14 protein-coding genes and 1 tRNA gene are annotated in these 12,808 nt (G+C 48.4%); all 15 read right to left on the bottom strand.

Going from position 1 to position 12,808, the window contains the following annotated elements; all coding sequences use genetic code 11:
- Positions 1 to 234: 234 nt before the first annotated feature.
- A tRNA-Leu gene (locus IJG50_06130) sits at positions 235 to 317 on the bottom strand.
- A gap of 144 nt (positions 318 to 461) precedes the next feature.
- The gene (locus tag IJG50_06125) at positions 462 to 1,169 is read right to left on the bottom strand and encodes a hypothetical protein (protein ID MBQ3379425.1); all 708 of its coding nucleotides are present in this window, start codon (positions 1,167 to 1,169) and stop codon (positions 462 to 464) included.
- Between the two features lie 113 nt (positions 1,170 to 1,282).
- Entirely contained in the window at positions 1,283 to 1,966 is a 684-nt protein-coding gene (locus tag IJG50_06120) for a hypothetical protein (protein MBQ3379424.1), read from the bottom strand.
- A 69-nt stretch (positions 1,967 to 2,035) separates the two neighbouring features.
- Positions 2,036 to 2,611, bottom strand: a complete 576-nt coding sequence (locus tag IJG50_06115; protein ID MBQ3379423.1) for a 1-acyl-sn-glycerol-3-phosphate acyltransferase — start codon at positions 2,609 to 2,611, stop codon at positions 2,036 to 2,038.
- Between the two features lie 67 nt (positions 2,612 to 2,678).
- Positions 2,679 to 3,353 (bottom strand): (d)CMP kinase, encoded by a 675-nt coding sequence (locus IJG50_06110; GenBank protein ID MBQ3379422.1) that lies wholly within the window; start codon positions 3,351 to 3,353, stop codon positions 2,679 to 2,681.
- Positions 3,354 to 3,387: 34 nt separating this feature from the next.
- Positions 3,388 to 4,620 carry an NAD(P)/FAD-dependent oxidoreductase gene (locus tag IJG50_06105; GenBank protein MBQ3379421.1) on the bottom strand — a complete coding sequence of 411 codons (1,233 nt, stop codon included), beginning with the start codon at positions 4,618 to 4,620 and terminating at the stop codon, positions 3,388 to 3,390.
- A gap of 2 nt (positions 4,621 to 4,622) precedes the next feature.
- Positions 4,623 to 5,453, bottom strand: a complete 831-nt coding sequence (locus IJG50_06100; protein MBQ3379420.1) for a MurR/RpiR family transcriptional regulator — start codon at positions 5,451 to 5,453, stop codon at positions 4,623 to 4,625.
- Positions 5,454 to 5,691: 238 nt separating this feature from the next.
- Entirely contained in the window at positions 5,692 to 6,423 is a 732-nt protein-coding gene (locus tag IJG50_06095) for an rRNA pseudouridine synthase (GenBank protein ID MBQ3379419.1), read from the bottom strand.
- A gap of 108 nt (positions 6,424 to 6,531) precedes the next feature.
- Positions 6,532 to 6,966 (bottom strand): GerW family sporulation protein, encoded by a 435-nt coding sequence (ytfJ, locus tag IJG50_06090; GenBank protein MBQ3379418.1) that lies wholly within the window; start codon positions 6,964 to 6,966, stop codon positions 6,532 to 6,534.
- A 57-nt stretch (positions 6,967 to 7,023) separates the two neighbouring features.
- Positions 7,024 to 7,626 (bottom strand): DUF2953 domain-containing protein, encoded by a 603-nt coding sequence (locus IJG50_06085; GenBank protein ID MBQ3379417.1) that lies wholly within the window; start codon positions 7,624 to 7,626, stop codon positions 7,024 to 7,026.
- A gap of 30 nt (positions 7,627 to 7,656) precedes the next feature.
- Positions 7,657 to 8,205 (bottom strand): SMC-Scp complex subunit ScpB, encoded by a 549-nt coding sequence (gene scpB / locus IJG50_06080; GenBank protein MBQ3379416.1) that lies wholly within the window; start codon positions 8,203 to 8,205, stop codon positions 7,657 to 7,659.
- An 18-nt stretch (positions 8,206 to 8,223) separates the two neighbouring features.
- Positions 8,224 to 8,946: a segregation/condensation protein A gene (locus IJG50_06075; GenBank protein MBQ3379415.1), complete on the bottom strand. Its 723-nt coding sequence runs from the start codon at positions 8,944 to 8,946 to the stop codon at positions 8,224 to 8,226.
- Between the two features lie 9 nt (positions 8,947 to 8,955).
- Positions 8,956 to 9,621 carry a site-2 protease family protein gene (locus IJG50_06070; protein MBQ3379414.1) on the bottom strand — a complete coding sequence of 222 codons (666 nt, stop codon included), beginning with the start codon at positions 9,619 to 9,621 and terminating at the stop codon, positions 8,956 to 8,958.
- Between the two features lie 15 nt (positions 9,622 to 9,636).
- Positions 9,637 to 10,836 (bottom strand): AI-2E family transporter, encoded by a 1,200-nt coding sequence (locus IJG50_06065; protein MBQ3379413.1) that lies wholly within the window; start codon positions 10,834 to 10,836, stop codon positions 9,637 to 9,639.
- Between the two features lie 167 nt (positions 10,837 to 11,003).
- Positions 11,004 to 12,722 carry a thiamine pyrophosphate-binding protein gene (locus IJG50_06060; GenBank protein ID MBQ3379412.1) on the bottom strand — a complete coding sequence of 573 codons (1,719 nt, stop codon included), beginning with the start codon at positions 12,720 to 12,722 and terminating at the stop codon, positions 11,004 to 11,006.
- Between the last annotated feature and the right edge of the window lie 86 nt (positions 12,723 to 12,808).

Raw genomic sequence — 12,808 nt, 5'->3', positions numbered from 1 at the left:
TCCCTTGGATGTCTCTCAAATTCATTAACTAGAGCTTTTTCGTTGTTCAATTTTTAAGGTTCAATCTCGCTGTCTTTCGCAACAGCTTTATCAGAATACCACTTCCAACCCAGCTTGTCAATACCTTTTTTGAACTTTTTTATCTTTTTTTCGGCATTGTCAAAAGCGCGCTTCGCGGCATTCCTCTGTCAAACAAATAATCATCCTCACAGCCTTAAAGCTGTGAGGATGATTTGGTGCGACTGACCGGACTTGAACCTGTACGGTTGCCCACACGCCCCTCAAACGTGCGCGTCTGCCTGTTCCGCCACAGTCGCATATCAATGCGGTACTTTTACAGTATAGGACTCAAAAAAGGATTTGTCAAGCGATTTTTTCAAAAAATCAAAAAATATAAAAACAGGCGGAGGACATACCTTAACTTTTGTCCTCCGCCTAAGCCTAGTTGTTAAAATCAGCTCTTACTTTGAGCAAACAAAATCATAATAGAAATCGTCGCCCGAGTAAGATACGGTTATCGTGCCGTCATCGTTCGGCTCCCATGTAATATTCAGGTCGTCTATCATACCAAAATCACCTAAAGTAGACCACGTCTGCTCGCCGAGATCGGTATCTCCCACATATATTACTGCCGTCTTGTCTGCATTAAGCTCCATGTACAGCGTATCGGGAGCTACTTCTGCAGATGCGTCGTCTCCCAAAGCGTCATAAACAGCGTACGACTGCCATACGCCTACATAAGCCGCTTCCTCATCGCTCATGTAATTTGCCGGATTTGCCGCATCGGAGCCTTCCTTTGCGAACATTATGCCCATGCCGGTTCCGCCCACGTCGTCAATATATATGGTGTCGCCGTCGATCGTACCCGTCATTTTATCGCTGCCGGCCGTGATAGTTATCGTGTCGCCGTCAAGCGACCATTTAATGCTGTTTGCGTCGCCTTCGATATCCATGGTGCCCTTGCCGCCCGCGTCAAGCTGCAGAGAAAATCCTGCGGCGTCATCTCCGGTCAAATCGATACCGAACGCCGAAACCTTAACGGATATGTAATTTCCCTCATATCCGGTCTCCTGTGCGCTTCCCGATGAGCCTCCGGAGCATCCTGCAAGCATGACTGCCAACATAAGTACAGCTACCATGATTGCTATTACCCTTCTCGTTCCTTTCATTTTTTTCCCTCCTAATATTTTTTAAGCCTTGGACTTGTGCTTTGATTTTAGCACATTATCCGCAAAATGTCTAGATATCAAGTGTTTTTTCGAGCATTTTTCGTGTTTTTTTCTTATTGTGCGCAATAAAATGTAAGATTCTGCCCCTTTTCAACGTAGTTTACCGAAAGCGTGCCGTCCTCCTTTAGAGTAAACGTTACGTTCACGTCTTCCATAATACCCATGTCATCGAAAACGCTCCATCTGCCTTCGATCGGCTCTGCGTCGGCAAACGTGACAGACGCCGTTTTATCCGAACGTATATCGATCGTGAGCGCGTTCGGCGACACCTTATCCGATGCATCGCTGCCCAGGGCGTCGTATACCGCGTCGGACTTCCAGGCGCCGACGAACAGCTTTTCTTCGTCGGTCAGATAATTTACGGGATCCGCAGCGTCGGAGCCTTCCCTTGCAAATACTATGCTCATGCCGCTGCCGCCGATATCGTTGAGACGTATCACGTCTTTTTCTATCTCGCCTGTCATCGTACCCTGCTCATTTGTTATTGATATTTCGCCGTCTTTTACGGACCACTCTATATCGTATGTTTCGCCGTCAATATCGAACGTGCCCTTTCCTCCTTTTGAAAGATCCAAGGTGAAGCCCTCCACTTCACTGCCGGTATGGAGCCTGTCAAATACCGTTGCGGCGACCGATATATATTTGCCCTCCGGCCCGCTTCCTGCCGAACATGCCGAAAATACTGCGGCCATACACAAGAGCGAAAACACAAGCGCAGTTGCGCGTTTTATATTCATCTTTTGCCACTCCTTTATATTACTGTATAAAAAGCATATCCGCTCTTTATAATTGCGAATATGCTTTCTTCAATTTGCCCTTATTCTATCCATAATCATACCGCTTATAGTGCGGTAATCTTCCGAATTCAGCTTTCTGGCCGCGTACTCTGAAAAGTCGATCGCTTTTCCTACTGTTATAAGCAGCTTAGAGCGGAATTTTTTGCCGCCGCGTATCGTGATCGGTATCACGGGGCGTCCCGTCTTTGCCACGATAAAACCCACGCCGGCCTTTGCCTCCATATCTTCTCCCGTTATATTGCGCGTACCCTCGGGGAAGAGTCCCAGCACACCGCCGTCCTTGACTATTTGTATCGCGGTCTTCATAGATTTTATGTCGTTTTCGCCACGGCTTACAGGGAACGCTCCCAGCCTGGTCAGAAAGTAATTCTTTAGCTTACCGTTAAAAAGTTCCTTTTTTGCCATAAAGCGCACCTGCTTCGGTAAGGTAGTCCCTATAATAATGGGATCAAGATACCTGGTATGATTGGAGCATACTATCGCCCCGCCATCAAGGTCGGACGGGTTGGCCTCAAACATTATTTCTACCGAGTAACAGAGTCTTAAAATGAGATTGCCTAAAACATATGCCATTCTATATAACATAAACGACCTCCCTTCACAAGGCGTCTGACTTCTGTACAAAAACCGTTTGACGCAGAGCAAGCGTCTCTCAGCCTATTATTTTATCAACGGCGTCTATCGTCTGTTCAAGCGTAAGCTTAGTTGAGTCAACGAGCACCGCGTCGGGAGCGCTTTTAAGCGGCGCGTTCGCGCGCGTGGAATCGTTCTGGTCGCGGTACAGAACGTCTCTGAGAACGTCGTTATACTCCACCGACTCGCCTTTTTGTATCATCTCGTTATAACGCCGCATCGCGCGCGCCTCGGGCGTCGCCGTAAGATATATTTTTTTCTGCGCGTTCGGCAAAACGACCGTGCCTATGTCTCGTCCGTCAAGCACACAGTCATGCCCGGCTGCAATATCCCTTTGAAGTCCCAAAAGAAACTCTCTTACGCATCCGAGAGAAGACACGTCCGACGCGCAGACTGAGACCTCGGGAGTGCGTATCTTTGACGTGACGTCCTCTTCGTTCATGATCACATGCTGTTCGCCGTTTATATATTCGAGACCTATCTTGATTTTCGGAAGCAGCGCTTCTACCGATACGCGATCCTTTGGGTCGACCGCGGTTCTTATAACAAAAAGCGCAACAGCGCGGTACAGGCTTCCCGTATCAAGGTAGAGAAAGCCTCTCCTCTCTGCAATGGCTTTTGCTATCGTTGACTTGCCCGCTCCCGCAGGGCCGTCTATCGCTATGTTTATTTTACTCACGGCAAATACCTCCATTACGAAGCGCCAAAGCTTCGGCACACATAAAAAATCACTTTACGTTATCTCCGGCCATATATCCGGTCGAGAACGCTATCTGCAGGTTGAATCCGCCCGTATATCCGCTTACGTCTATAACTTCGCCCGCAAAGTAAAGCCCTTTTACGAGCTTCGACTCCATAGTCGATGGGTTTATTTCCTTAGTGTCCACACCGCCGGAGGTTATTATCGCCTCTTCAATGGGGCGAGTCCCGGAGATCGGCACTCTGAAATCCTTTATCAAACGCGCGAATGCGGCGCGCTCATCCTTCGTTATGTCGGAGCATTTCTTTTCCGGCTGAATGCCGGAACGCTTTACCATAACGGACGTGAGCTTTCCGGGGAAAAGCTTGCCCAGCGAATTGGAAAAATTCTGCTTTGCGGCGGCGTCGAACTCGCTTTGGAGCCTCTTTTCAAGAGTATCCATGTCAAGCGCGCTCTTTAAGTCTATTGAAACTGTGTATCCGTTCTCCTCATAATCTCTCAAATGCGTACTCGCACTGAGCACGATGGGGCCTGAAATGCCGAAATGCGTAAAAAGCATCTCTCCGAAATCCTCGTATACGAGCTTCTCGTTTTTGTCGTACACCTTAAAGCCCACGTTTTTAAGCGAAAGGCCCTGAAGCTCACGGCATACCTTGTCGGGACTTTCAAGCGGTATCAGCGCGGGCACGGGCGGGACGATGTGATGTCCAGCAAATTCCGCGAACCAATAGCCGTCTCCCGTGGAGCCCGTCTGCGGATACGAAAGACCGCCCGTAGCTACGACTACGCTTTTTGCCGGATAATACAGATCGTTCGACAGATATACGCCCTTTACGGCTCCGTTTTCTATAACGACCTGATCTACGTCGCCGTTTATAACGCGGACGCGGCTCTTTTTTAAGAAAAACTCAAGCTTTTCAAGCACATCGGCCGCCTTCTGCGACTGCGGGAAAGCGCGTCCTCCGTGTTCCTCTATGAAATAAAGTCCCAGATTGTTGAAAAATTCGATAAGCTGAGCCGAGCCGAATGTCTTTAGCGCGCTGTACATAAAGCTGCCGTTTACCGGTATGTTTTCAACGAACCCCTGCAGGTCGCACCCTACGTTAGTTATATTGCAACGTCCTTTGCCCGTGAGCAAAAGCTTTTTACCAAGCGACTTATTCTTTTCAAACAGAATAACGTCCTTTCCTCTTACTGCGGCCATTCCCGCCGCTATCATTCCGGCGGGACCTCCGCCTATAACCACTACCTGAGAAGCCATTGTCACACCTCGTTGTTCTTTTCATATACGTCGTATTCGTCCCAGATATTTTCAAGCTCCTCAAATACCGAGAAAACTTCTTCCTTTTTTCGTAAGCCTATTGCAACTATAAGCGCGTTTATCACACTTAGCGGCGCAACAAGCGTATCCACAAACGATATCATATCGCTCTTGGCTATAAGATTATAGTCCGAATGATCCGTAAGCGGCGAGGTCAGCGTATCGGTTATCGCCACAACGGCAGCGCCTCTATCCTTTGCGTACTGAAGCGCGCGCACCGTGCGCCTTGAATACCTGGGAAAGCTTATGCCAATTACTACATCGCCTTTTTTGACTCTCAGCATCTGCTCAAACATCTCGCTTACGCTCGACGTATTAACAAGACGCATATTGTCAAATATGAGATTAAAGTAAAAACCCAAAAATCCGGCCAGCGAAGCCGAACTGCGTACGCCGAGAATATATATGTTTTCCGCGTCGAGTATAGCCGACACGGCATTTTGAAAATCGTCCTTCTTTATATCCTCCAGCGTGAGCCTGAGTTTATCTATATCGGATAATATCACGTTTCTAAGCACTTCATCCTCGTTTATCCTTCCGGATGAAGCCTGTATCCTCTGTACGGACGTAAGTTTTGCTCGGATAAGCTCCTGAAGCGCCTTCTGAAGCTTCGGGTATCCGTTGTATCCCAGTTCCGTTGCAAAACGCACTACCGTAGACTCGCTCACTCCTACGGCTTGACCGAGTTTGCACGCTGTCATGAACGCCGCTTTATCGTAATTTTCAACTATGTATTTTCCGATTGCCCGATGTCCTTTTGAAAAGGAGGGCATAGATGACTGTATCTTTAAAAGCAGATCTCTTTCGGACGTCACTTTTTGTCTCTCCTTTATACGTTTGCTTGCTTTTTACATAGAACATTTTATAACACGCCAAAGCTAAAAGCAAGAATAATTTCATTTTTTATCCGGATTCGCGCGTTATCAGCCGTTTTTTAGATAAATCCGTGTGAAAAATGAAGATTTTAAAACCGTTTCATGCATAAACCAAATTCGGCTCGGTAAAAAGCCGTCAATCGTCGCGCGTTATATCCTGAAGCTGTGCAAGCTCCGCAGGATTTAAATATCTGTAATGACCCGTTTTCAGATCTCCGAGTTCCAAAAGACCTACCGATATTCGTTTAAGTCTTTTTACGAACAGCCCCGTCTCATCGCACATGCGCCTTATCTGACGGTTTCGTCCCTCGAATATTTCTATGCAAAGGACCTCGTTGTCGCCTTTCATAGAAACTCTTGACACATTCGCTCCGCGCGTTATATACCCGTCGAGCTTCATGGGGCGCGAAAGCTTGATCATCTGCCCTTCGCTTGCCTTACCCTTTATGAGCACATGATACTTTTTGCTTATATGGTGCTTGGGATGCGTCATTCTGTATATAAAGTCGCCGTCGTTCGACAAAAGCAGCAGTCCTTCGGAATTATAGTCTAGCCTGCCCACGGGAGACACCCTCACCGGAACGTCCGAAAGCAGGTCTATTACAGTCTTTCGCCCTCTGTCGTCAGACGTCGAGGTTATGCATCCGCGCGGCTTGTTGAGCATTATGTAAACCTTTTTGTCAGTCTCCGAGCCTATGCGCCGCCCCTCCAAAAACACCTCGTCCTCTCCGGGCGTTACCATATCTCCCGGCACGGCGGTACGCCTGTTGATGCGCACCTTTCCTTCCTCTACCATTTTGTCCGCGCCGCGACGGGAAGCCGCTCCGTGCATAGCCAAATATTTCTGTATTCTTATTTTCTCCGCCAATACTCTTTCCTCCGAAGCCTTCTTTGAAATTATCGTAAGTTTACAATACAAATCACCTGCCGCAAAAAAGCGTATGCAGCAGGTGATCGCGTCTTTACATTACGTCTCTCATTCCTGCGAATCGTTGTCGGGCGTCCAAGTGCTTTCCTGCGTACCCATTTTTTCATCTACTATCATCTTCACCTTGTCGATAACGTCAGGTATGAGCTCAATGACCTTATCTATCGTAGTTATCGAGTTGGATACGGATATAATCTTTACCTGCCCCTTGCTTACGATAAGAAAAGCAATCGGCGTGACCGTAACTCCGGAGGACGCCGCCGCTCCGAACGGCTTTTGAATTGCCGACGGATCGGATTCCTTGGCCTGCTTCGGGATATCGCTTCCGCCCGCAACGAAACCGAACGATACCTTCGATACGGGGATTATTACCGTACCGTCAGCCGTTTCTATCGGCGTACCCACTATCGTGTTCACGTCTACCATTTCCTTGATGCTGCTCATCGCCGTTTTCATAAAATCATGAATAGGATGTTCGTTCATAATTACACCGCCTTACTGTTTAAAAATTCGTTTTTATTCTAACCTTTTATATTAAATTTATGTCACGGGGTCAAGCCTGCTTTTTGGCTTTGCGCCCTTTTTTTGATTTTTGATCCTGTTATACGACATAAACAGATTTATTCCGAAGATAATAAGGCTTATAAGCCTTGCCTTTATGCATACGCGCGCCCTCACATCGAACGTCTGTGTGTCAAATTCGGGACGAACGTCTATACGCATATTCTCCGTTTTAAAGTTTGACCAAATGAACGGCTCTATCACATATACAGCCGAATAAATATATCCCGTCGTCATGGCCGTGCTTTTCGCGTCGGCTGAGCCGAAGTCTATATCGACCGATACGTCCTCGAGAATTATGGTCTTCGTTATTCCGCTGACCGCTTCTTTTGCGACGGCAAATCCTACGGAAAGCTTGTCAAGAAATCCGAGAGCCTCGTCCTCGCTTTTTTTCTTCTTTTTGGGCTTTTTCTTCGCCTTCTTCTGAAACTTCTTCACGAGCTTTAAAACATCGAGCTTTATGAATAAAAGCGACACGAAAACGGAAAGCTCCCCGTCGTACGTTATACGCACCTTTAAAAAGGAGAAAAGAAAGCCAAGCACAAGCGCCGCAATAATAATAAATACAAGCGTCTTTATCATTTCTCTCCCCCCTTTTATTTATTACGGTTATTATTGTGCGTCGGAGGGATTTTTATCCCCGCCGCTTTTGTTTTCTTCCGGCTTCGGAAGCTCGTCTATTGACGAAAGACCGAACATTTTAAGAAACTCATGCGTAGTCACGTAAAGCTTGGGCCTTCCGGGCGCGTCGAGCGTTCCCGCCTCTTCTACAAGGCCTCGCTCAATAAGATTCTGCAGCGAATACGAGGAGTCCACTCCCCTTATCTGATCTATATACGCACGCGTTACAGGCTGATTATACGCCGTCGCGGCAAGCACCTCGAGCGCCTGCTGTGACAGCGAGTACACACGCCCCGTATCGAGTGCGTTTTTTATTTCTGGCGCATATTTGGGCTTTGTCACAAGGCGCACGCAGTCTTCCATGCGTATAAGCTTTATCCCTCTTGCGGGCGCATCGTAATCGTTCATCATCTCGTCTATACACTCGTTTACGGCCGATGCGTCAAGTCCTGTTGCCGAGGCTATCCGCTCTAAGGAAAGCTCTTCTCCGGATGCGAAAAGCACCGCCTCTATTGCCGCTTTTATATTGTCTCTCTCCAAAAAAACACCGCCGTTCGTCTAAATATGCGTGTCAGCCGCTTCTATCTCGTAATTCATATCACCGACGTCTCTTACGGATATTTTTTTGTCGCTGACAAGCTCAAGCACCGCAAGGAACGTGGCAACTATTTCGGAGCGTGAGCGCGCCCCCGAAAAAAGCGTTATGAAATCAAGCTTCAGGGCTCTTTTAAGTCTGCTTTTTATCTCGCTTATCTTATCCGATACGGAATATATTTCACGCTTCAAAAAATCGGCAAGCGTATCGGGATTTGTCGGCTTTAAGCGCTCACTCCTTTGCAGTACGCGGATATACGCATTTCTAAGCGAGCTTTGAGGCATCGTTTCGCGATATTTTTTCGGAAAAGACAAAGGCATTGGCATATGCGCATACGTTTCGCCGGCTTCATCCCTAAGCTTTGCAAGACACGCCGCGTTCTGCTTGCATTTTTCGTATTCTATAAGCGCCCATGTAAGGTCGCGCCGCGGATCGTCGTCTTCGTCGGCTTCTGCCCTCGGCAGAAGCATGCGCGACTTTATAAGAAGCAGCTGCGACGCCATGACAAGAAAGTCTGCCGTAAGCTCCATGTTCATCTCATCCATCGTTTTGATATATAAGAAGAACTGTTCTGATATCTCGAAAATATCTATATCGAAGATATCAAGCTTGCTTGTTTTTATCATATCGAGCAAAAGGTCAAGAGGTCCCTCATATACCCTAAGCTTAAAAAGCGGTTTGTCCATGCTCCCTCCTTACGAAAAAAGCGAAACGAGCGAAACGGCCAAAAATTCTATTCCCGACCACACCTTGGAAAAAAGAAACGACAGCGGAACATCAAGCACGTTTAAAAACAAAAGCGCCATTAGTCCCAGCATGATATATCTTTCGTATCTCATAATGCCGAAATACGTGCGCTCCGGCAAAAATGCAGTCACAACACGCGAACCGTCGAGCGGCGGCACGGGTATGAGATTGAATACGCCGAGGCCAATATTTATACTTATACATACGGAAAAGAAGGTTATTATTGCTATGGCGGTTGCTCCCAGGCTGCCGTCCGGCTGCGCTGCGTTTATCTGCACTATAAGCGCGATCACATAGAATAAAAAGGCGAGTATAAAATTCGACACAGGTCCCGCAAGCGCCGTTATCGCCATTCCTCCTTTGGGGTTTTTAAACCGCATGGGATTTACGCCCACGGGCTTTGCCCAGCCGAAACCCACTAAAAGAAGCATTATTCCGCCGAATATGTCGATATGCTTCAAAGGGTTAAGCGTAAGCCTGCCCTGTATTCTGGCCGTATCGTCGCCCATGAGATAGGCCGCGAGACCGTGCGAAAACTCATGCACCGTAAGCGCAAGTATTACTGCGATCACTCTGAAAATAAGCTCTGAAAAGCTTGATATATTAAAAAGCATCCGTATCTCCCGTAATTATTCTTTCGGCGGCCGGTCGTCACTCTCCGCACCGCTTTCGCTTTGCACTGCGGCCGCCGCATCGTATTTGCTTCTGTCAATGCCGCGCTTCGTCACGGCTTTCTCTGCGTATTTTCTGATAAGCGAATATATAACCGCCATAAGCGGCACGCCAATAAGCATACCCGTAACGCCGCCTAGTCCTCCGCCTATGATTATAGCTGCAAATACCCAAAGTCCCTCGAGCCCTATTACGTTACCCACGACCTTGGGATATATGAGATTGCCCTCTATCTGCTGGAGTATTATTATGAAAATAATAAATACGAGCGCCTTTATCGGGTCGACCATAAGTATGATGAACGCCGACGGTATAGTTCCGAGATAGGCGCCGAGCACGGGGATCAGACTCGTCGCGCCGACGAGGCACGCAATGAGCGGCGCATAAGGTATGCCGATTATCAGCATTCCTATAAAGCAAAGGCAGCCGAGTATTACGGCTTCCAAAAGCTGACCGCCGATAAAGCGCGAGAACGTCACGTTCGCCTCTTGGGCTATCTCTATTATTTTATCTGCCGCTTTTTGCTTAAATACGGCATAGCAGAGTTTTTTCGATATTCTTACGAGCTTTTCCTTCGCGTAGAGCATATAGGCGGCGAATATCAGACCTATAATGAAATTCATCACCGCTTTTGTAGCGCTTACCGTAGCATCCAGCGCCATGCTTGCCGCGTTCTTTATAAGGTCGCTCAAGGTCAGCTCGAACTGCTCCCAAAAGCTTTGTACCGTGTCCCAAAGATTATCGGAAAGGCTGAGCCTTTCGGCGAACTGAGAAAAGCCTGCGTTCGCGCCGGCAAGATAATCCGGAAGGCTCTCCGCAAGCAGCCGCACACTTTTTGCCACCTGAGGCACAACGACTAACGAAAGTACCGTGATAAAGAGCGCAAACGTGGCGTAAGTGAGCAGTATGCAGACAACTCGCTTTAATTCTGCGCCGTTTTTAAGCGAGGGAAAGCTCTTTTTAAAAAGATGCTTCTCGTAGATCTTTAAGAGCACATTCATTACGAACATAATGCACGCGCCTATCACGATGGGCTTTATCACGCCGAATACGAAGCCCAAAGACGTTACGACAACATCTATATGCGACAGCACGAGATAAAGAATCACGATATAAGTTGCAAGCAGTATATATTTTTTGAAAACCGCCTTATCCAAATACAGCCCTCCGGTCGCACACGTTTTACTGTTTTTCATTATATAACAATACGGCGTCAAACGCATTACAAATTTGTAAATTCATTTTTAAAATATGCATAAAAAAGAGTAAGCGGCGCGTTCGCGCCGCTTAGAGTGTCTTATATTCACCCGGTTACGCCGGTATATTACATAAGAGTCGAGAGAGAGCCGCCTGCCGTCATCGGGCTTAAGGTAACTCTGTCAACTACTACGTTTACGATGCCGGGCTTGCCGGATGCAATTACCTTCTCGATCGCGGGGATTATATCCTCGGGCTTTTCAACGAGAACGCCTACGCCGCCCCACATAGCGGGAAGCATATCGTAACGGCGGTTCATTTCGAGCTCGCACGCAACGGTACCGTTCTTTGCAACGTAGTCTTTATTGCCGTATTCCTCAGACAGCTTGATAACGCCCCATGCGGAGTCGTTCGAGATAACTGCTACGAGCGGAACGTTGTTCTTTGCGAAAGTATCGAATTCCATGGGATAGAAGCCGAAGCTGCCGTCGCCGCTGTAGTAGATTATCGGCTTGCCGGTGCCGTAGTAAGTACCGAGCGAGAAGCCTGCGCCGGTGCCTATCGTACCGAGAGGACCGAACGTAACTACCTGGCTCGGACGGCTTGCCTTTGCGAAGAGGCCCGACCACAGCGAAGCCTCGCCGCCGTCGCAGATTATCGAGAAGTCCTTGCCCTTGTCGGACTCTAAGAACTTAACTACTTCCATAGCGCAGCGTCCGGGGTTAATCGGTATAGCGTCGGAGTTAGCCGCAGCGTTTACCTTATCGTCGTACTCTTTGTTGAGTTCCTTTGCTCTTGCAGTCCAACCGCCGTCCTTAACGGGCTCGGGCATCTTCTTTAAGAGAGCCTCGTAGATCTGCTTCATAGCTGCGCCTGCGCCCGCTACGATACCGATGTCGGCGCGGGTGTTGAAGCCGATGAAGTTCTTGTCGGTGTCTATCTGAACCAAAGTAGCGTCTGCATTGAAGAACGGAGCCCAGCCGCGGCGAACGAGATAGTTGTTGTTCATGCCTATTTCAACTATAACGTCAGCTTCGCACAGGCATCTGCCGCCTATCGAAGCCAGCGGATGATGGTCGTCTATAAATACGCCGCGCGCAAGGTTGCAGACCATAACGGGGGCCTGAAGATGTTCTGCAAGCTTAGTGAAGCATTCGCCGTACTGTGCGTTCCAGCGCGCGTGGTCGCCGATGAAGAAAGCGGGCTTCTTAGCCTTTGCCAGAGCGTCCGCAACTGCGTCGATAAGAACGGGATCGCCGAACGGAACGGCATCGGTGCGGTATTTTGCGGGCAGGTCGAGCGGCTTCTTCTTTCTCGGAAGCGTCTCAACGTCGTCGTCAAAGGGAACTGCGAGAACGTCTGCGGGCATCTCTAAGTAAACGGGTCCGGGAGTGTCTGCAAGCGCATATCTGAACGCCATCGAGATATACTCGGCGGTGCGGTTGCCTGCGCCTACTCTTCTTGACCACTTCGTGCAGGTAGACATAACTTCGAGAGAGTTTATGCACTGCAGAGCGCCGGTATCTACGAACGGCTGCATGCCTGCGCCGCCGATGTGGATAACGGGCGAACCTAACATCTTAGCCTCGATCATAGCCGTAACGGTATCGGTGATACCGGGGCCTGCCGTTGTGATAACTACGCCCGGCTTGCCGGTAGCTCTCGCATATGCGTCTGCCGCATATGCTGCTGCGCACTCATGGCGGCAGTCAACTACCTTTATGCCTTCGTCGCGGCATCCGTATAAGAGCTGGGTGATGTGTCCGCCTACAAGCGTGAACACTACCTCAACGCCTTCCTGCTTCAGAGCCTTGGCAGCGAGATAGCCGCCGTTAATCTTTCCCATAATTTTTTACCTCCTATATTCAGAATTTTTACGGTGCTATGTAAAAAATGTGTATAAAGCACATATCTGTGTAACATTATATCCTA

Source organism: Clostridia bacterium, from assembly GCA_017405765.1.
GTDB lineage: Bacteria > Bacillota > Clostridia > Oscillospirales > RGIG577 > RGIG577.
Note: the sequence above shows the minus strand (reverse complement) of the source record. Positions and strands in the feature narration are given on the sequence as shown.